This is a genomic window from Chryseobacterium sp. (assembly GCF_022712095.1).
In the GTDB taxonomy this organism is placed as follows: Bacteria; Bacteroidota; Bacteroidia; order Flavobacteriales; family Weeksellaceae; genus Chryseobacterium.
In genome coordinates this window covers 1-18,678 of sequence record NZ_JALAHD010000069.1, presented here as the reverse complement: position 1 = coordinate 18,678, position 18,678 = coordinate 1, and the positions used below count along the sequence as shown (strand labels likewise).

Below are 18,678 nucleotides of genomic sequence, written 5' to 3'. Positions count from 1 at the left end.
ATTTATAGTATGTCCTAAAAGTCCTATTCGGGAAGTGTATATTGTTAGGTAAAAGGCAGTTTAATTCCGAAATTTGTTCCTACAAATCGAGACTAGAGAATTACTCTGCAACCTGAACTCTGATTGTAGAATTAGCAAAGATTTTATGGAGTTTTCAAAATTAAAATTTTGTAGTTATGAGTTTACAGCCAAATAATATTAAAATTCCCGGAAGTGATGGAGATGCCTTCAGAGATTCTGTCGGGACTATGGATGATGCAGGAAAAAGAAAATGGGTTTTTCCTAAGAAACCCAAGGGGAAATATACAAATTACAGAGATTATGTAAGTTATGTATTATTGCTCCTATTCTTTGGATTGCCATTTATTAAGATCAATGATAATCCCTTTTTACTGATTAATATACTGGATAGAAAGTTTTTCATTCTGGGGCAGCCATTCTACCTTCAGGATTTTTTTATTCTCGCATTGGGGGCGGTTACATCAGTTATTTTTGTTATGCTGTTTACGGTAGTATTCGGAAGAATATTTTGCGGATGGCTTTGTCCGCAGACTCTTTTTATGGAAATGGTATTTAGAAAAATCGAATATTGGATAGAAGGAGATAGAAATAAACAGATGAGACTTGATAAGCAGGAGTGGGATGCCGAAAAAATAAGAAAGAGGTTATTAAAATGGGGAATTTTTATTATTATATCTCTCATTATCTCCCATTTTATGTTCATGTATATTGTAGGATATGAAAAGGTTTTTCAGATTATGAAAGAAGGACCTGTTACTAATCCTATTAATTTCATAGTAATGATTTGTTTTACAGGAGTTTTTTATTTTGTTTTTGCTTGGTTCCGTGAGCAGGTATGTACTCTGGTTTGCCCTTATGGAAGACTTCAGGGAGTCTTGATAGATAAACAGACCATCAACGTTTACTATGATTTTAAAAGAGGGGAAAACAGAGCAAAATGGAGAAATGGAGAAGACAGAAAAGCTCTGGGTAAAGGGGACTGTATAGATTGTAATCAATGTGTAGTAGTATGCCCCACAGGAATAGACATCAGAAATGGACAGCAATTGGAATGTGTAAATTGTACAGCTTGTATTGATGCCTGTGATGAGGTAATGGAGAGAACAGGGCTGCCTACAGGATTAATCCGTTATGCAACAGAGGCAGAAATTGAGAATCAGACTAAATTCAAGTTTACAGCGAGAATGGCTGCAACTACAGGTTTCCTTATTTTACTGATAGGATTTTTAGGATTCCTGATGTATGACAGGGGAGTAATGGAAACCAAATTCATTAGACCGGCAGGATCTACGTTCTTTGTTCAGAATGGAAAAATTACCAATACCTTTATTTATACTTTCCTGAATAAATCAAATGAAAAGAAAGTGGTAACCATTAAAGTATTAAGTCCTTCCAATGCAGAGATTACTTATTTCGGACCCAGTAAAATAACGGTAAAAGGAGATGAAATCCTCAAAGGCAATATCAATATCTCTTTCCCTGAAGAAGAAATCAAGCTTAATAAGCAGAATATGGAGATAGGTGTGTTTGATGAAAACGGGCAGATGCTGGATTCTTTTAAAACAACTTTCGAAGGACCGTTTAAGCTCCAGTTTTAGATAAAAGATGTTAAGATTTATATTTATTGATGAATTGTGTAGGAGTCATTCCGGTATTTTTCCGGAATACTCTTACAAAATAGGAATATTCTTCATAGCCTAGTTTAAAGGCAATATCTACAAGGCTTTCATCAAGATAAATCAACATCCTTTTCGCTTCTAATATTACTCTTTCTGCAATAATCTCAGATGCAGTTTTCCGTACAACGGTTTGTGTTATTCTATTGAGATGCTTAGGAGAAATTTTAAGCAGGGATGCATAATAAGCAATAGATTTTTCAGTAGTAAAATGATGCTCCAGTAAACTTTCGAAATCTTGATAGTGCTTAAAATAAGAAAGGCTGGTAGGGGTTACTATTATATTTTCGTCTTTGGAAAATTGGCGGGTAGATCCTATATAAAGCTGAGTGATTAATGAAAGGATGGAATTGTTTTTCATAATATATTGCGAATGATATTCCTTTTCAATCTTATCAAAAAGACTGATAACTCCCTTGAGCTCCTCAGATTCAAGCTGCAGTTTCTTGTAGGAGGAAGATGAACTGAAAAACGGGAAATTCCGAAGTTTCTGGTTTACATAATACAGATCGTAATACTCCTGTGAGTGGAAAAATATATAACCGTCGGTTTCTTCTGAAAGTTCCCAGCTATGTACTTGTCCCGGAGATAAAAAGAAAATACTTCCCTCAGAAACTTCATATTTCTGAAAATCAATTTCATGTATACCTTTTCCTTTTGTAAAGATAACCGTGACATAGAAATCATGGCGATGAGGCTTTTCAATATGTTTATGGCTGGTTACCAGATGATTCTTTAATGTGTTAAAATAGAAATCTGATGAGGTTTTCCCCGACTGAAAAAGATTAATATGAAGAACCGATATAGAATTCATCCTGTTTTTACTCAAAAATAAAAAAAAAAATTGAGTGTCTGTAAGCCTTCTATATTTCCATCTGCAACTGAAAATAATAAAAAATCTTAAAATCCGTCATAAAATTATAAATTTAGCAAAAGTAGGAATTGGAAATAAATTCAAATTCCTACTTTTGTGGTAGGTATGTTTAGGCACACTTACATATTCGGTTTAATTGTCTTAGGTTTTTTATTGATGCCTAAGCAAATGACCGCATGTAATTTAAATTTTTTTTCTGCTGAAAAAAAGGGCTATACAATTAGTCATACAAGCCGGCAGCATATAATGAAGGTGTCGGAAAAGCTTGGGGATCAGTGCACTATCATGTGCACTCAACACAAAGGAGGTAAAAGTAATTGTGGGGACCATTGCAATAATTCTGTATGCAAATGCCCGGCAAGCTGTAATATTTCATTCTTTAATCCCCTGTTCAATTTTTCTTTTGATGGGGTTATAGCCTTGGAAAGCTCTTTATTCTCTTCCTGTGAGACCCCTGTTTCCAAAGGTTTTGTTTCTATTTGGCTGATTCCTAAAATAGGTTAATTTTCTTGATGTACAGCCCAAGCTGTACTATGATGCCTCTAAAACCAGTCAGGATGAGATTCTTAAGAAAATTGCTTATGTTGAATATGACAGTGATACTTATTATGCTCCTGATGAAGCATCTTCAAAATTGCCGGAATGCTGTCAGTATGAGCGAAATAAAAAGTCAGTCACTTCTGAAACTATGGAAATGAAAGGGAATGATCATTTTTCTATGACAGATATGAATGGGCAGCAGACTGCTGCTTCTCCTTTAAAGAAAGTTTCTGATAGTTATTTTGCAATCAAGGGTGCTCTGGTAAAACGGATGCAAAGATGGCAACAGCTAAAACAAAAGAAGTCTCCCAGGCTATAAATTCCGTAAAAATGGAAAAGCTTTCTATGCCTGAGCATAATGTATAGATGAAGGGAATGAGCGGTCTAAATTCTGATGCAAAAATAAATAATCAGATATTTGAACGAATATTTTTGTCTTCTATATCAATTGAACAAAATAATTTAAATAGATAAAATGAAAAATATAATAGTAGCCATAATAGTAGTTATCATAACAGGACTTAGCATAATAACATGTTCCAAATCTAAAATAGAACCCCTAAAAATAGATATGGACTATCAGGAAAAACTTATACAGGATGACATTCCGGAGCACCCAAAAGTTTCATTTAATTCATTTGATGCGCCTGTGGAGAGTAAACCAACACCCGTGCAGTCTGTATTTTCCATAAAAGGACTCATCAATGATTACTTGGCACTCAAGAATGCTTTAACTCAGGATAATTCTAAGGCGGCTAAGAATGCCGGGAACTCTTTATTGATCACGCTTGGTAAAATAGATATTAATTTATTGGATTCAAAGAAAAAGTCTGCTTATCAGAAAATTGCCGAAAGTATAAAAGTGAATGCAGAGCATATGGTAAAAGGTGAAGGTAGCCTTGAATACCAGAGAGAGCACTTTGGGCTGATGAGCACTGATATGAGTGATCTTTTGGACGAATTTGGAACAGACCAGAAGCTTTATCAGATATTTTGTCCGAAGTATAATGATGGAAAAGGGGTTATTTGGATCAGTGAAAAGAAAGAAATCGTGAATCCTTATCAGGGAGCAAAAAAGTCTGACTGTGGTTCTGTAAAAAAAGAATGGTAATATGAAAGAGGTGTTAAAGAAAACAGTCTTTGCCAGCTTTGTACCTTTTTGCCGCTTCAATTTTGTTAATCTGCCTGTAAAGAGATAAAGAAGGGCTGCTTTCTCAGAATTTGCAAGATATTATGATGTAGAGAAATTTGCAAAACATTTTACATACTTTCTGTTAGGATTGTTGTAGTAATAATACAAAGTATCCTGTATATTCGTATGTCCTGCCTGTAAGTTTTTTTCTGGACAGCATATTAGACAAGGGAAAGCACAAGTTAATTTCAGTGAATGCAGAAACTATAAGAGCAGAATACAGAGGAAAAATTCCATTGAAATTATGGAACAAAATGCTACTGTTTTTCCTATTCCTTTATACATCAACAAGAAAATTATCAAAAAAAAAGAAAAAAGAATTAATGAAATGGTTAAATTCAGTACGATAAAAATACACAGATAATGAATAATTTTATTTTAGGCAGTAAGAATTACGAAATATTAAGAACTAAAATTTTAGTTATATTGATGATGTTCTCTTTCTTATTCTCACAAGCACAAGCTATGAATGGGATGAATATGGATAAGAAGCAGACTGGCCATCTTACAGAGATGGAAAAGAATGAAGAAAAGAAGGTCATACCCTTTCCTGTGCCGGGTTCACAACATTTTAAAGGTGGCAAAACCGTTACTTATAATTTGTATGTAAAAGATACTGTTGTAAACTATGCAGGAAAGTCTAAGGGAGCTATTGCGGTGAACGGACAGATTCCTATGCCTGCACTTACTTTTACGGAAGGGGATACCGCAAGAATTGTTGTCCATAACCTCTTAAATGAAGGGACATCTCTTCATTGGCACGGACTCATGCTGCCCAATAAGGAAGATGGGGTACCCTATCTTACACAGATGCCTATTAAACCCCATTCAACATATACTTATACATTTCCCCTTATCCAGAACGGAACCCATTGGTATCATTCCCACTCAGGACTTCAGGAGCAGATAGGAATGTATGGTTCATTTACAGTGAAAAAACGGGAGGAAGATCCTACCTTTAGAAAAGGGATTGACGATCTGCCTGCCGTTCCTGTTATTTTGAGTGAATGGACCAACCGAAACCCTAAAAATGTACACAGGCTTCTTCATAATGCAGATGACTGGTTTGCAATTAAAAAAGGCGCTACACAAAGTTATTGGGAAGCCCTTAGAGAAGGTCATTTTGGAACTAAGATTACCAACGAGTGGAAGCGTATGCTTTCAATGGATGTAAGTGATATTTATTATGAAAAATTTTTAATAAACGGGGCCAGTGGTCAACAGCTCTCCCAGTTTAAAGCAGGAGATAAGATAAGGCTTAGGATTGCTAACGGAGGCGCGTCATCTTACTTCTGGATCAATTATGCCGGAGGTAAATTTACGGTAGTGGCAAATGATGGCAATGATGTGGAACCTGTAGAAGTAGACAGGCTCATTATCGGGGTCTCGGAAACCTATGATATTATAGTAACCATACCCGAGAAAAATACATCTTACGAATTATTAGCAACCTCCGAAGATAGAACTAATTCGGCCTCGATCTTTGTCGGGGAAGGAGTAAAACAGCTCCACGAACCTCTTCCTAAGCTTAAATATTTTGAGGGAATGAAAATGATGAATGATATGATGAAGATGAATGGGGATATGAAAGAAATGGCAGGGATGAGTCTGCAGAAAATGGATATGAATACCGTAATGTACCCTGAAATTACAGGTGAAAAACCTTCGGTATTAAAGAAGATGCAGAAAGCAGAAGGCAAAAAGAAAGAAGAACCTAAACCCCAAGATGGAATGGCAGGTATGGATATGAGTAACGGAGGTTCCGGACATAATATGGATATGGGAAACAGTGATATGGTAACCCTGAATTACGGAATGTTGAAATCCCCTTATGATACCTCCCTACCTAAAGAAACTATTAATCCCGTAAAAGAAATCACCCTTACCCTTACCGGAAATATGAACCGCTATATTTGGAGTATGGATAATAAAGTGCTTTCAGAAGTAGATAAAATCCATGTAAAAAAGGGAGAAAGACTAAGAATTACATTGATCAATAATTCAATGATGAGACATCCGATGCACCTGCACGGATTTGACTTCAGGGTTTTAAACGGTCAGGGTGAGGATGGATTTCAGGCTCCTCTTAAGAATGTGCTGGATATTATGCCCATGGAAACGGATGTTATTGAATTCGATGCTAATAAAGAAGGTGACTGGTTTTTCCACTGTCATATTCTGTACCACATGATGTCCGGAATGAACAGGGTGTTGGCGGTAGGAAATTATGATAATCCGGAAATCCCGGATAAAGAAAAAGCTTATAAAATGCTTCAGCAGGAAAGCAATGAGTGGTATTTTATGGCTCAGAATGATTTTGCAACCAACGGAAATGATGGCCGTGCCATGTTACAAAACACAAGATGGAGCATTGGAACAGAATGGAGATTAGGGTATAACAATGTAGACGGATATGAAACTGAAACGCACATTGGTAGATTTATCGATAAAATGCAGTGGTTAATGCCTTTCATTGGATTTGACTGGAGATATAGAAAGCTTGATAGTCCGGGGATAGAAAATAATCTTTTCGGACAAAAAAATACTAAAGATAAAAGAGCCTTGTTCAGTGCCGGGTTGGCTTACACTCTTCCGATGCTGGTAATCTTCCAGGCAGAAGTGTTTACGGACGGAATTGTAAGGTTGCAATTAAGAAGAGAAGATATTCCTTTGACACAGCGTCTTAGAGGAGCATTCTCTGTAAATACAGATAAGGAATATATGCTTGGATTAAGATATATAGTAACCAGAAATGCTTCCATTTCCACTCACTATGATAGTGATATGGGATGGGGAGCAGGTTTGACACTTACCTATTAATTCAATTATATGATCAGTGAGGAGGCATTTATGCCTCCTTTTTTGTTCTATCTCTTTGGAAATCAATTGAAAATAAATTATATTTACAAGTATAAAACACAAAATATGTTGATTAAAATTTATGGAAGCGCCATTCATGGAGTTGCCGCCCAAACGATTACTATTGAAGTAAATGTAGATACCGGAATAGGCTATCATTTGGTAGGATTGCCGGACAATGCCATCAAAGAGAGCAGCTACAGAATCTCTGCCGCACTGAAAAATGTAGGCTATAAGATTCCCGGAAAGAAAATAACAATTAATATGGCCCCTGCGGACCTAAGAAAAGAAGGCTCCGCTTATGACCTGAGCATTGCTGTAGGAATTTTGGCGGCTTCTGACCAGATCATGGCTGATCAGATTCAGGATTATATTATTATGGGAGAACTTTCACTGGATGGCAGCTTACAGCCGATCAAGGGTGTTTTGCCTATTGCAATTCAGGCTAAAGAAGAGGGTTTTAAAGGAATTATTCTACCTCTTCAAAATACAAAAGAAGCAGCAATTGTCAATGGTCTGGATGTGTATGGAGTTCAAAATATCAAGGAAGTCATAGATTTCTTTAACAAAGAAAAAACTATTGAAAAAGTCAATCTGGACATTAAAAAGGAATTCCATGAAAAAATAGATCAGTTTCCTTTTGATTTTTCAGAAGTTAAAGGTCAGGAAACAGCTAAGCGGGCAATGGAAGTAGCTGCTGCCGGTGGACATAATATTATTTTAATAGGGCCACCCGGAAGTGGAAAAACAATGTTAGCCAAAAGGGTTCCAAGCATTCTTCCTCCTTTGACATTGAAAGAAGCGCTGGAAACTACTAAGATTCATTCGGTAGCAGGAAAAATGGGAGTAGAGACCTCTCTTATGACTGTACGTCCCTACCGGTCTCCTCACCATACTATCTCTGATGTAGCACTCGTTGGTGGCGGAAGTTACCCTCAGCCTGGAGAGATTTCCTTAGCTCATAACGGTGTTCTTTTTTTGGATGAAATGCCTGAATTTAAAAGGACGGTTCTGGAAGTTATGAGGCAACCCTTGGAAGATAGGGAAGTAACGATCTCAAGAGCAAAATTTACGGTAAATTATCCCGCCAGTTTTATGCTAGTTGCTTCCATGAACCCTAGCCCAAGCGGTTTTTTTCCTGATGATCCTGGAAATACCTCATCACCTTATGAAATGCAGCGCTATATGAACAAACTTTCAGGCCCGCTATTAGACCGGATCGATATCCATATAGAAGTACAAAAGGTAGAATTTGATCAGCTTACGGAAAAAAGAAAAGGAGAAAAAAGTGAAGAGATAAGAAAAAGGGTTTTAAAGGCACGTGAAATACAGCAACAGCGATATGAGCATTTGAAAATCAGCTATAATGCTCAAATGGGTTCCAGAGAAATAGAACAGTTTTGTGAGCTGGATGAAACTTCTGTAAACCTTATAAAGATGGCCATGGAAAAACTTAATCTTTCAGCAAGAGCTTATGACCGGATTTTAAAAGTGGCCAGAACTATTGCAGATCTGGAAGGTTCGGAGAATATTATGTCTTCGCATATTTCGGAGGCTATACAATATCGAAGCCTGGATCGGGGATTTTGGAACGGGTAATAGATAATATCAGTTAAAGGCTTTATATTTATCACAATGTTTTGATATATTTTCTTTGTTTTTATCACTAATTTTACATAAAATAAAAAATGATGATTTTATTACAGATTAATTTTGATTTTCCTGTAGAAATGATGGGAGAAAGTTTATCAGTCAATGCAAAACCTTTAGCAGAAAGTATCAATGATGAAGAAGGTTTTATTTCCAAAATATGGATTGAAAATAAAGAAACGGCCAGAAGTGGAGGGATCTATATTTTTGACACCTTATCCAATGCCAAAATTTATGCTGAAATGCATTCTAAACGTGTAGAGGATATGGGGGCCACAAATATTGATTGTCAGTATTTTAATATTAATGAGCCTCTTTCTAAATTAAATAAAGGAATTTAATCTCATATTGTGAGAAGAAATAAAAAGGAGTTGGATCATGATCAAACTCCTTTTTTTCCATCCAAAATCATCTGAATCATTTTGATTTTTCTGTTTTCGCGGGTTTCAGGTTTTTTAGCCTCTTCTATCCAGCGGATATATTCTTTTCTGTGAGTATAGCTCATTGTATCAAACAGATCCTTAGCTGAAGGATTCTGATTAAAAACGGACATTATATCTTCAGCGATTTCAACGGTTCTTTCTTCTTTATCCTCAACAAGCTTAACGATTACCTCATCTCCAAAAGATTTTCCAAGCTGTTTACGGACTTCCTGAGTTAATCCCAGAATATGGCAGTCGGATTTCATTTTGGCAAGACTGCCTCTGTATTCTACTGTATTATCGAAAATAGCTTTTATCCTTACCTGCCCTTTTTTGCCGAATAATTCTTCAGCAGAAAAAGGAAATTCTACAAAAGCGGCATTCATTGTTCCGTTTTGTTTAATAATAGCGGAAAACTGTATTTCTTGAGATGACATAAAAATTATTTAAGGATACAAAAATAAAAAACCGTGGAATTTTCCACGGTTAAATATATTCTAAAAAGAGATTATTTTTTACTTTTAGCTGATTTTACCGGAGCAGCTTTTGTTTTGGTATCTGGGGGAGTATTTTCATCTCTTACAAGAGTTAATTCATCAATTAATCTTCTTGCACCAGCATATTTGTCAATGGTCCAAAGAACAAATCGGATGTCAACGTTGATTGTTTTTTGCCATTCAGGTTCAAAAACAATATCACCACTTAAAGCTTCACTGTTTCCGTCGAAAGCAATTCCGATAAGATTTCCATCTCCGTCGATAACCGGAGAACCGGAGTTTCCACCGGTAATATCGTTATTGGAAAGGAAGTTTACAGGCATATGTCCGGCAGCATCTGCGTATTGTCCGAAATCCTTCATATTATAAAGATCAATCACTCTTTGCGGAAGATCGAACTCTTCATCTCCTTTTACATATTTCCCGATTAAACCTTCCATATCTGTATAATAGTTTTCAGTTACTCCAAAATAATTTCTGTCGTTTCTGATAGGTAAAGTATCAATAGATCCGTAAGTTAATCTCATTGTGGAGTTAGCATCTGGATAGAATTTTTTCTCAGGCATAGCCTTCATTAATCCGGCAAGGAATAAGCGGTTATTTTTTGCAAAATTATCATCTACATTTACATAACCGTCAGTAATTGTTTTTTGGTCAGCAACAATTCCTCTTGCAATTTTCCAAAGCGGATCTGAATCCAGTTTTAAACGATCTGGGTTAAGAAGGAAATTAGTTGCAGATGTTTTATTGGCAAAGATTGAAGAATAAGCTATATTAGACAGATTATTGGCATCCAGTCCAAGTATTGTTGCAGAAGCAATATCTCTGTTGGTTACTCTTGTTTTATAAAGGTTAACCATAGAATTAAGCATTTCCCCTTCAAGATTGGTATTAAAGTTTTCGTAAGCACTTTTAATAGCTGCCTCTACTTTAGGCTTCATTGCTAATCTTCCCTGCATATCTTGTCCTGCATAGGTATTAAGAAGATTTCCTAATTGGAAAGTAAGACTGATATATTTAGCGTTTCTTGAAAGCTGAGCCATATAATTTCTTTCAACATTTCTGTCCGAAACCTGTTTATAATAAGCTTCGATATCCTCTAAAACACCATCATATATCTCATTTCCCGGCTGTATAGACCATACTCTGTAAGCAGATTCTATTTTTTGTTTGTCAGAAATTGTTCCGTTTTTTTCTACTGCATCAATTGTTCCCTGTCTGTTTTTCCAGTAGTTTGCTACAGAAGCATATTGAGAAGCATAGCTAAGTTGAGTTGCTTTATCTTTATCCATATACTTCTTCATAACATCCATTGCTAATTTGGAAGCTTCTACCCAAGCCGGATAGTCTTTATTGACCATTTGTTGGATTCCATAAGAAGTTAAGTAACGGTTGGTTCTTCCCGGATATCCTAAGATCATGGCAAAATCACCAGGTTTAAATCCTTTGAGGGAAACTGGTAAATGATGTTTAGGTTTTAGTGGAACATTGCTTGGAGAATATTCAGCAGGATTACCTGCACCGTCAGCATATACTCTGAAAACAGTAAAGTCGTCAGTATGTCTTGGCCATTCCCAGTTGTCTGTGTCACCACCGAATTTTCCTAAAGAGGAAGGTGGAGCTCCTACTAATCTGATATCTTTATAATCCTGATAAACGAAATAATAAAACTCATTTCCGTTAAAGAAATCTTTTACTACTACTGTATATTTACCATTTTCTGAGTTTTCAGATTCGATAGCCTTGGTTTCAGTCTCGATAACAGCTTTTCTTTCACTTGGAGTCATGCTGTTGTTAAGCTTGGAATTAATTCTTTGTGTAGCATCGTCCATTCTTACTAAAAATCTCACATACAGATTTTTAGCATTGAATTCGTCTTTTTGCTTCATAGCCCAGAATCCGTTTTTCAGATAATCTTTTTCCGGAGTAGAAGCAGCTGCTACAGCACCATATCCACAGTGATGGTTGGTAAAAATAAGTCCTTTGTCAGATACGATTTCTCCTGTACAAAATCCTCCAAAGCTTACAATCGCATCTTTTAAGCTTGAATTGTTTACGGAATAAATTTCTTCAGGAGTCAGATGCAAACCTTCTTTTTGCATATCAACACCATTAAGCCTTTTGATGAGCATTAATAGCCACATTCCTTCATCGGCTCTCATTTGAGCAAAACTCAATAAGAAAGTGAATAGTAGAAGTATTCTTTTCATTTTATAAAATAATTTTTGTGGGGCTAATTTACTAATTTTTACGATATTTAAATGGATTGGTATGGAATTGGAGATACTATCTCTATGAAAAAAATTATTATATCATTTCTTGTCGTTTTTACATTTGGATTATTTTGGAACTGTTCAACAATACCTTCTGAAAAAAATCATAATTTGCAAAGGAAGTGGATGTTGGTATCTTTCAGTAATTTTACAAAAGAACAATTGATTAAAAGTAAGGCAGCCATAAGTCTTACCGCTGAAAAAGAAAGCGGGAAAATTCCCGGAAGCGCATTTATGGGATGCAACAGAATGTTTTTCACCTCAGATTTTAAAGATAATGGTAAAGTGAAAATTTCCGGATTGGGAGGAACAATGATGGCTTGTAGTAATATGGAGCTTGAGAATTCTTTTGCACAGAGTTTTGAAAATATGACTCATTATTTGATCAGAGGACATGAGCTTATTTTGTCGGATGAAAAAGGAAATGAGATGAAATTTATTGCTGCCGATTGGGACTAATAAAAATTGAAATGTAATATAAAGCTTGCCAGAGGCAAGCTTTTTTATTTGAAAGCTGAATGCGAGGTTTTATAGTTTCAGTATGAAAAACTTTGTAAAGGTGCTAAAAAACTATAAACCAATAGTGTATTGAGGTGTTTTCAATAGTAAACGAGGGTTATTTTTGAGAAAAATTTGTTTGTTTTACCTAAAAATGGTATCTTGTAAATCTTATAATATACATAGATTTAATGCTCGAAAAGAAAGAACATAGTTATGAGAAAGCCGTTTTGGTAGGGCTCATTACAAAAGACCAGGATGAGGAGAAGCTTAAAGAATATATGGATGAGCTGGAATTTTTAGCATTCACAGCAGGAGCAACGGTAGAAAAAAGATTTACTCAGAAACTCTCACAGCCGGATTCACGAACTTTTGTCGGAAGTGGAAAAGCCGAAGAAATTAAGGCATATGTTAAAGAAAATGAAATAGGAACCATCATTTTTGATGATGAACTTTCTCCTTCTCAGCTCAAAAATTTAGAAAGAGAGCTGGAAGTTAAAATCTTAGACCGAACCAATCTTATTCTCGATATTTTTGCACAGAGAGCACAGACTTCTTATGCAAGAACACAGGTGGAGCTGGCTCAATATGAGTATCTCTTGCCGCGATTGACCCGAATGTGGACCCACTTGGAGCGTCAGCGAGGAGGTATCGGTATGAGAGGTCCAGGGGAAACAGAAATTGAAACCGACCGTCGTATCATTCGTGACAGAATATCTTTATTAAAAGAGAAACTCAAAACCATAGATAAACAAATGGCTACCCAGAGAAATAACCGAGGTAAAATGGTTAGAGTATCTTTGGTTGGGTATACTAACGTGGGAAAATCAACTTTAATGAATTCCCTTTCGAAATCTGAAGTTTTTGCGGAGAATAAGCTGTTTGCAACATTGGATACTACCGTGAGAAAAGTAGTTATAGGAAATTTACCTTTCCTGCTTACGGATACCGTGGGGTTTATCAGAAAACTGCCGACCCAATTGGTGGAATCTTTCAAATCTACGCTGGATGAAGTACGAGAAGCCGATCTTCTCATTCATGTGGTGGATATTTCCCATGCCAGTTTTGAAGATCACATCGCTTCTGTGAATCAGATTTTACAGGAAATAGATGCACATAGAAAACCTATGATTATGGTTTTTAATAAGATTGATGATTTCAGTTATGAGAAAAAAGATGAAGATGATCTTACTCCGTCTACAAGAAAGAATATTTCATTGGATGAATGGAAAAAAACCTGGATGGCAAAATCTAAATATCCCACTGTCTTCATTTCGGCTCTTACCAAAGAAAATTTCCCTGAAATGAAAAAACTTATATATGATGAAGTAATGAAAATTCATATTTCAAGATTCCCTTATAATGACTTCCTGTTTGAATATTTTGAAGACGAGGAAGATGAAAATAATAATTAATGAAATATCGTATTTTCTTATTATTTCTTTTGGTTTCTGTTTTTGGTTTTAGTCAAAAATCAAGAATAGATTTTAAGAGTATTGACAAAAATCTCGGAAATCCTCAATCTCTCTATAATTACGAAAAATTGATTTTTAAGTATAAGGGGTTCCCTAAATCCTTAGATAGTATAGAAGCACAACATCTTTATTACGGAAGAAATTTTAAAGAAGGTAAAGTTTCTACCAATGATGATGATTTTAAAAAGCTGGTAGTTGCTTTTAAGGATAATAATTTTGAGGACTGTATCAAAATGGGAAGGGCTTTGTATGATAAAGACCCGACTAATCTTGATATTTTATTGATATTACTCCGTACTTATGATGCCAAGCAGGATTCAAGTAATTTTTCACATCATTTGAACCAGTTTAAAATACTTACGGATGCAATGAAAAATTCCGGAGACGGAAAATCTGAGAAAACCGCCTATTATGTGAATTCTGTAGGAGATGAATACATCTTATTGAATATTCTGAACATCGGACAGGACTTCACAAGAACTTCCAAATCATTGAAAGACGGAATCGTTGATATTTGGGAGAATAACAATAACAAAATATATATCAAAGTACTTTATTTAGATTTTTAATTTTTAAAAACACCTTTTTGTGGAATTATATTATTCATTTTCAGCCTTAATTGTTTTGGCCTCTATATTCGCGTATCTTAATTATAGATTTCTTAAGCTTCCCAGTACTATTGGAATTATGGTGATTGCAATCATTGTTTCCATTTTTCTGGTTTCTTTTGGAGAAACCGTTTTACCAAGAACTTTCGGACATCTTAATCAACTGATGGGCAGTATAGACTTTACGGAAGTATTGATGGGAGCTATGCTTAATTTCCTGTTGTTTGCAGGAGGTATCCATATTAATATTAATGATCTCAAGGAGCAGTTCTGGCCAGTTGTTATATTTTCAACAGCGGGAGTTGTTATTTCTACTTTTGTGGTAGGATTTGGGGTATATTATTTACTGCCTTTGGTAGGAATTAATCTTCCTCTTATTTATTGTCTTGTTTTTGGGGCTTTGATTTCACCTACAGATCCGGTTGCGGTACTTAGTGTTTTAAAGATGGCAAATGTTTCAAAATCATTAGAAACCAAAGTAGCGGGAGAATCCCTTTTTAATGACGGTATGGCTGTTGTAGTTTTCACTGTGATCTTACAGCTTGCTGTTGGAAAGGAAGTTGATCTGGGGGTTGAAAATATATCTCTCTTATTACTTGAGGAAGCAGGCGGAGGATTATTATTAGGGGTAGTTCTTGGTTGGGTTACTTCCAGGCTGATGCGTGAAGTGGATGACTATATTATTTCAGTATTGGTAACACTTTCAGTAGTAATGGGAGGATATCTTGTTGCCAGACAACTGCATATTTCAGGACCTCTTACCATGGTTGCCGCTGGTTTGTTTATGGGGAACTTTAATGTTAAATTTAAAATGAAATCCGTTACTCAGGACTATTTGATTAAATTCTGGGAACTTATAGATGAAATTCTTAATGCCGTATTATTTCTCTTCATCGGTTTTGAGCTTTTACTGATTAAAGATCTTTCTCACTTTATCATTGCTGGAATTGTGGCTATTATAGTTGTTTTAATTGCGAGATTTATTTCCATTTGGGGGCCAACGAAGTTTATGTCTTTTAAAACCCGGTTCAGCCCACAAACGATTAAAGTTCTGGTTTGGGGAGGAATTCGGGGAGGAGTTTCTATTGCGCTGGCTATGTCTATCCCGAAAGGGGAATACAGTAATGTTATTCTGAGTATTACCTATTGTGTAGTGGTATTTTCGATTATCGTTCAAGGGCTTACCATTGGTAAAGTGGCCAACCCCAAAATGATTGCAAAGGAGGAGCAGGAGCAGGAAGTTGCGGTAGAAGAGCATTAAATGGGGTAGGTTTAAACTAATTAAAACCTGAATTTTTAAATGAGCGGTATAGTAAAAGAAATACATGAAGCATTGGCTGTTTTATCCATTCCGGAAAAAGCAGCATTTTTTCCTAAATTTTTTAAAACAGGAAAAGGAGAATATGGAGAAGGAGATCTTTTTCTGGGAGTTACAGTTCCTGATCAAAGATCTGTGGCTAAGGAATACCATGCTAAGATTTCTTTGGAAGAACTGAGTGAGCTGTTATCGTCCGGATATCATGAACATCGGCTGACGGCTTTGCTCATGCTAATTTCTAAGTTTGAAAAAGCTAAAGATACGGCACTGAAAACCGAACTTGTAGATTTTTATCTCAATCATTTAACTTACGTAAATAATTGGGATCTGGTAGATTCCAGCTGCTATAAGATTCTGGGAAGATATGCCTTTGAAAATCAGAAAGAAGATTTGCTCAGGAAACTCTCGGAATCTGATGACATGTGGCATAAGAGAATTGCTGTAGTGGGAACAATGTATTACGTGAAAAGGGGATCCTTCGACCTTACTAAAGAATTGGTCACTTATAATCTTAGACACACTCATGATCTCATGCATAAGGCCAATGGCTGGCTACTGAGAGAAATGGGGCAAAAGAGTGAGAAAGATTTGATTGTATATCTTAATCAGTATTATAAAGAAATGCCGCGAACTTGCTTAAGATACGCTATAGAAAAGCTTGAAGAAGAAGTAAGGCAGGATTATTTAAAAGGGAAAATATAATGGATTGTTTTTTGTGGAAAACGATAACGCACTATTTTTTACATTTGGTATTTCCGGCTTTTGTAGCCCTTATATTCTTTCGTAAAGAATGGAAGAAAGCATACCTTATTATGCTGGGAACTATGCTGGTGGATTTAGATCATTTATTGGCTAACCCCATTTTTGACCCGAACCGGAATAGTATAGGTTTTCATTTTTTACACTCCTATTATGCTATTGCGGTTTACTTTTTGCTGTTATTCTTTAAAGGCAATATTCGAATTGTTGGTATAGGATTGTTGTTGCATATGCTCACCGATATTCAGGATTATCAGCTTTGGAATTGTTAAATGTTATTAGTTTTTTCTTTTAATATTGTAAATTTCATAGATTTTTTGTATTTTGTAGACACTTTATGAAATTAAAAGAACTCTTTCATTATACGTATGTTTTCCCTGTCCTGGCGGTAGTTTACTATCTTTCGGGAGTAGTAGCCAATGGTGTTGTTTATGAAGTTATTGCCGGTCTTTTACTTACCTCAAGTGTACTGTCGGCGGTTCATCATGCAGAAGTGGTAGCCCATAAAGTGGGGGAGCCTTTCGGGACCATTATCCTTGCCCTTTGTATTACCATCATTGAAGTGGCTCTTATTATTTCATTAATGGTTGCAGGTGGAGATCAGGCCATTACCCTGGCAAGAGATACCGTGTTTGCAGCTGTTATGCTTATTCTTAATGGTATCTTGGGAATCTGTATCTTGGTAGGAGGCGTTAAATATTATGAGCAGTTTTTTGCACGTACTTCAGCAACCACATATCTTGTAAGTATTGTGTCTATTTTGGTTTTGACATTGGTACTTCCTAATTTTACCTCAAGTGTAAACGGACCTTTTTATAATCAGTCTCAGCTAACCTTTGTCTCAATAGCGTGTTTAGTTATTTACGGAGTTTTTCTGATGGTTCAGACGGTGAGACATAGGAATTATTTCATTATGCCTGATGAAAAAGAAGAAGAACATTATTTACCCTCACTGATTAAAACATTGGTAAGCTTTACGTTCTTAATTATCTGTCTTGCAATTGTAGTGTTAATGGCAAAAGGGCTTTCTCCGGCAATTGAAAGTATGGTTCAGAGTTTTGGGGCACCGAAATCATTGGTAGGGGTTATTATTGCAGCAGTAGTGTTGCTTCCGGAAGGAATGGCTGCGATCAGAGCGGCGAGAAGCAATCAGATACAATCCAGTTTAAATCTTGCATTAGGGTCTGCTTTGGCAAGTATCGGCTTAACAATCCCAGCTGTATCAGTAGTTTGTATCCTGTATGATATTCCTTTGGTTTTAGGGTTGGATAAAAAAGATATTATTTTACTTTCTCTATCCGTATTTATCGTGATGCTTTCCTTGAGTAGAGGAAAAACCAATATCTTATACGGAACGGTACTTCTTGTTAACTTGGCGGCTTACATTTTTACAGTAATTGTACCTTAATTAAAAACTCTGGAAATTAGGTGTAAAATAAAGTTATAAGTCAAAAGAAAGAAATAACCTGAAGCAGAAAAATTCCAGTAAATAAGTATTACTAATCACTTTATTTATGTGATGTTAGTATAAAATCTACTGCAGCCTGTGCATGTATCTGGGTGGTGTCAAATACAGGTATAGAAATATCTTCTGGGGCAATTAAAAGAGGAATTTCAGTACAGCCAAATATAACGGCTTCTATGTCGCTTTCGGCCCATTTATTTATGATGGAAATATATCGTTGCTTTGTTTCCTGTTTTATAATATTTGCTCCTAATTCATCTCTGAGAGTCTGCTGAATATAAATTCGATCACTTTCATGCGGAACTACGCAGTCTATATTCTGAGCTTTAAGGCCGACTTTATAAAAGGGTAATTCCATTGTGTACTTTGTCCCTAATAATAAGACCTTTCTGAAACCCTGTCTGTTTATTTCATTTCCTGTAGCAGATATGATATTTATTATAGGAACATAAATTTCTTTTTGTAGAATATCAATATATAAATGTGCTGTATTGGCGCATAAAATTATCGCATCCACTCCACTATTTTCTAAATTTTTACAAGCATTTAAT

General features: G+C 35.8%; 18 protein-coding genes and 1 pseudogene. 15 read left to right on the top strand and 4 right to left on the bottom strand.

Features of this window, described 5'->3' with window-relative positions:
- Positions 1–176 precede the first annotated feature (176 nt).
- Positions 177–1,619, top strand: a complete 1,443-nt coding sequence (gene ccoG / locus Q0A18_RS03280; RefSeq protein WP_292008743.1) for a cytochrome c oxidase accessory protein CcoG — start codon at positions 177–179, stop codon at positions 1,617–1,619.
- 10 nt (positions 1,620–1,629) lie between these two features.
- Here the strand turns inward: ccoG and Q0A18_RS03275 are convergent, their stop codons facing one another.
- Entirely contained in the window at positions 1,630–2,511 is an 882-nt protein-coding gene (locus Q0A18_RS03275) for a helix-turn-helix transcriptional regulator (protein ID WP_292008742.1), read from the bottom strand.
- Between the two features lie 345 nt (positions 2,512–2,856).
- Here Q0A18_RS03275 and Q0A18_RS03270 point away from each other — a divergent pair, with 345 nt between their 5' ends.
- The 7 genes and pseudogenes from Q0A18_RS03270 to Q0A18_RS03245 all read left to right on the top strand — a co-directional run bounded on the left by Q0A18_RS03270 (position 2,857) and on the right by Q0A18_RS03245 (position 9,153).
- Complete coding sequence (locus Q0A18_RS03270) at positions 2,857–3,075, top strand: hypothetical protein (RefSeq protein WP_292008741.1); 219 nt, start codon at positions 2,857–2,859, stop codon at positions 3,073–3,075.
- 190 nt (positions 3,076–3,265) lie between these two features.
- Positions 3,266–3,430, top strand: coding sequence for a hypothetical protein (locus tag Q0A18_RS03265; RefSeq protein WP_292008740.1), 165 nt, complete (start codon positions 3,266–3,268; stop codon positions 3,428–3,430).
- 156 nt (positions 3,431–3,586) lie between these two features.
- Complete coding sequence (locus Q0A18_RS03260) at positions 3,587–4,222, top strand: DUF3347 domain-containing protein (protein ID WP_292008739.1); 636 nt, start codon at positions 3,587–3,589, stop codon at positions 4,220–4,222.
- Between the two features lie 179 nt (positions 4,223–4,401).
- Positions 4,402–4,653 (top strand): annotated as a pseudogene (locus tag Q0A18_RS16485) (hypothetical protein); the annotation flags it as partial.
- 13 nt (positions 4,654–4,666) lie between these two features.
- Entirely contained in the window at positions 4,667–7,123 is a 2,457-nt protein-coding gene (locus Q0A18_RS03255; protein WP_292008738.1) for a multicopper oxidase domain-containing protein, read from the top strand.
- Positions 7,124–7,228: 105 nt separating this feature from the next.
- Positions 7,229–8,761, top strand: coding sequence for a YifB family Mg chelatase-like AAA ATPase (locus Q0A18_RS03250; protein WP_292008737.1), 1,533 nt, complete (start codon positions 7,229–7,231; stop codon positions 8,759–8,761).
- A gap of 89 nt (positions 8,762–8,850) precedes the next feature.
- Entirely contained in the window at positions 8,851–9,153 is a 303-nt protein-coding gene (locus tag Q0A18_RS03245) for a monooxygenase (protein ID WP_292008736.1), read from the top strand.
- Between the two features lie 41 nt (positions 9,154–9,194).
- Here Q0A18_RS03245 and Q0A18_RS03240 read toward each other — a convergent pair whose 3' ends face one another.
- Both Q0A18_RS03240 and Q0A18_RS03235 read right to left on the bottom strand, forming a co-directional pair.
- Positions 9,195–9,671 carry a YdeI/OmpD-associated family protein gene (locus Q0A18_RS03240; RefSeq protein WP_292008735.1) on the bottom strand — a complete coding sequence of 159 codons (477 nt, stop codon included), beginning with the start codon at positions 9,669–9,671 and terminating at the stop codon, positions 9,195–9,197.
- 71 nt (positions 9,672–9,742) lie between these two features.
- Positions 9,743–11,941 (bottom strand): S46 family peptidase, encoded by a 2,199-nt coding sequence (locus tag Q0A18_RS03235; RefSeq protein ID WP_292008734.1) that lies wholly within the window; start codon positions 11,939–11,941, stop codon positions 9,743–9,745.
- A gap of 84 nt (positions 11,942–12,025) precedes the next feature.
- On the opposite strand from Q0A18_RS03235, the gene Q0A18_RS03230 reads away from it, so the two are divergent.
- From Q0A18_RS03230 to Q0A18_RS03200, 7 genes are all read left to right on the top strand, one after another.
- Positions 12,026–12,463 (top strand): META domain-containing protein, encoded by a 438-nt coding sequence (locus Q0A18_RS03230; protein ID WP_292008733.1) that lies wholly within the window; start codon positions 12,026–12,028, stop codon positions 12,461–12,463.
- A 230-nt stretch (positions 12,464–12,693) separates the two neighbouring features.
- A complete protein-coding gene (gene hflX / locus Q0A18_RS03225; protein WP_292008732.1) occupies positions 12,694–13,917 on the top strand; it encodes a GTPase HflX in 1,224 nt (407 codons plus the stop codon).
- Positions 13,917–14,546: a DUF4919 domain-containing protein gene (locus Q0A18_RS03220; RefSeq protein WP_292008731.1), complete on the top strand. Its 630-nt coding sequence runs from the start codon at positions 13,917–13,919 to the stop codon at positions 14,544–14,546. Before hflX ends, Q0A18_RS03220 begins: the two co-directional genes overlap by 1 nt.
- 19 nt (positions 14,547–14,565) lie before the next feature.
- Complete coding sequence (locus Q0A18_RS03215) at positions 14,566–15,846, top strand: sodium:proton antiporter (RefSeq protein ID WP_292008730.1); 1,281 nt, start codon at positions 14,566–14,568, stop codon at positions 15,844–15,846.
- Positions 15,847–15,885: 39 nt separating this feature from the next.
- On the top strand, positions 15,886–16,605 hold the full coding sequence (locus Q0A18_RS03210) for a DNA alkylation repair protein (RefSeq protein ID WP_292008729.1): 720 nt from the start codon (positions 15,886–15,888) through the stop codon (positions 16,603–16,605).
- On the top strand, positions 16,605–16,934 hold the full coding sequence (locus Q0A18_RS03205; RefSeq protein WP_292008728.1) for a DUF6122 family protein: 330 nt from the start codon (positions 16,605–16,607) through the stop codon (positions 16,932–16,934). The genes Q0A18_RS03210 and Q0A18_RS03205 overlap by 1 nt, the downstream gene beginning before the upstream one ends.
- Positions 16,935–16,999: 65 nt before the next feature.
- Positions 17,000–18,070, top strand: a complete 1,071-nt coding sequence (locus tag Q0A18_RS03200; protein WP_292008727.1) for an ionic transporter y4hA — start codon at positions 17,000–17,002, stop codon at positions 18,068–18,070.
- 100 nt (positions 18,071–18,170) lie between these two features.
- Here the strand turns inward: Q0A18_RS03200 and Q0A18_RS03195 are convergent.
- On the bottom strand, positions 18,171–18,678 hold a 508-nt coding region (locus tag Q0A18_RS03195), incomplete at its 5' end, for an amino acid racemase (protein ID WP_292008726.1).

Bases quoted from the DNA above. Each gene is read 5' to 3' on its own strand.
- ccoG (WP_292008743.1), top strand. From the start codon at position 177: ATGAGTTTACAGCCAAATAATATTAAAATTCCCGGAAGTGATGGAGAT.
- Q0A18_RS03275 (WP_292008742.1), bottom strand. From the start codon at position 2,511: ATGAATTCTATATCGGTTCTTCATATTAATCTTTTTCAGTCGGGGAAA.
- Q0A18_RS03270 (WP_292008741.1), top strand. From the start codon at position 2,857: ATGTGCACTCAACACAAAGGAGGTAAAAGTAATTGTGGGGACCATTGC.
- Q0A18_RS03265 (WP_292008740.1), top strand. From the start codon at position 3,266: ATGAAAGGGAATGATCATTTTTCTATGACAGATATGAATGGGCAGCAG.
- Q0A18_RS03260 (WP_292008739.1), top strand. From the start codon at position 3,587: ATGAAAAATATAATAGTAGCCATAATAGTAGTTATCATAACAGGACTT.
- Q0A18_RS03255 (WP_292008738.1), top strand. From the start codon at position 4,667: ATGAATAATTTTATTTTAGGCAGTAAGAATTACGAAATATTAAGAACT.
- Q0A18_RS03250 (WP_292008737.1), top strand. From the start codon at position 7,229: ATGTTGATTAAAATTTATGGAAGCGCCATTCATGGAGTTGCCGCCCAA.
- Q0A18_RS03245 (WP_292008736.1), top strand. From the start codon at position 8,851: ATGATGATTTTATTACAGATTAATTTTGATTTTCCTGTAGAAATGATG.
- Q0A18_RS03240 (WP_292008735.1), bottom strand. From the start codon at position 9,671: ATGTCATCTCAAGAAATACAGTTTTCCGCTATTATTAAACAAAACGGA.
- Q0A18_RS03235 (WP_292008734.1), bottom strand. From the start codon at position 11,941: ATGAAAAGAATACTTCTACTATTCACTTTCTTATTGAGTTTTGCTCAA.
- Q0A18_RS03230 (WP_292008733.1), top strand. From the start codon at position 12,026: ATGAAAAAAATTATTATATCATTTCTTGTCGTTTTTACATTTGGATTA.
- hflX (WP_292008732.1), top strand. From the start codon at position 12,694: ATGCTCGAAAAGAAAGAACATAGTTATGAGAAAGCCGTTTTGGTAGGG.
- Q0A18_RS03220 (WP_292008731.1), top strand. From the start codon at position 13,917: ATGAAATATCGTATTTTCTTATTATTTCTTTTGGTTTCTGTTTTTGGT.
- Q0A18_RS03210 (WP_292008729.1), top strand. From the start codon at position 15,886: ATGAGCGGTATAGTAAAAGAAATACATGAAGCATTGGCTGTTTTATCC.
- Q0A18_RS03205 (WP_292008728.1), top strand. From the start codon at position 16,605: ATGGATTGTTTTTTGTGGAAAACGATAACGCACTATTTTTTACATTTG.
- Q0A18_RS03200 (WP_292008727.1), top strand. From the start codon at position 17,000: ATGAAATTAAAAGAACTCTTTCATTATACGTATGTTTTCCCTGTCCTG.